Source organism: Pantoea sp. SIMBA_079 (genome assembly GCF_046940275.1).
Lineage (GTDB): Bacteria > Pseudomonadota > Gammaproteobacteria > Enterobacterales > Enterobacteriaceae > Pantoea > Pantoea borealis.
In genome coordinates this window covers 1-258 of sequence record NZ_JAWRYR010000551.1, presented here as the reverse complement: position 1 = coordinate 258, position 258 = coordinate 1, and the positions used below count along the sequence as shown (strand labels likewise).

The following is a 258-nucleotide window of genomic DNA, read 5'->3' as shown; positions in this document are numbered from 1 at the left end:
AGATGGAATACAGCATGAGCCTGAACTGTTGCCGCCACCCTGAATTCAGTGAAGGTGTGCGCGCTCGCCTGGTGGACAAAGACAATCAGCCGCGCTGGCACTGGCCTGATGTGGCGCAAGTGCCGGCGGCGGTAGTCGAGGCGCATTTTGCCAAGGCGTGGGAAGGGCGGCACCCATTGGCGGATGTGGGTTAGCTTGCTGATCCGGGGGCTGCTTTTCAGCCCCCGCCTCCACTCACCTAGCGCTGCCAGTTTCCTC

General features: G+C 62.0%; 1 protein-coding gene. It reads left to right on the top strand.

Annotated elements, in window-relative coordinates; genetic code table 11:
• Nucleotides 1–194 (top strand): enoyl-CoA hydratase/isomerase family protein (locus SB719_RS21165; protein WP_412159888.1); only part of this gene is annotated, 194 nt, incomplete at its 5' end.
• Between the last annotated feature and the right edge of the window lie 64 nt (nucleotides 195–258).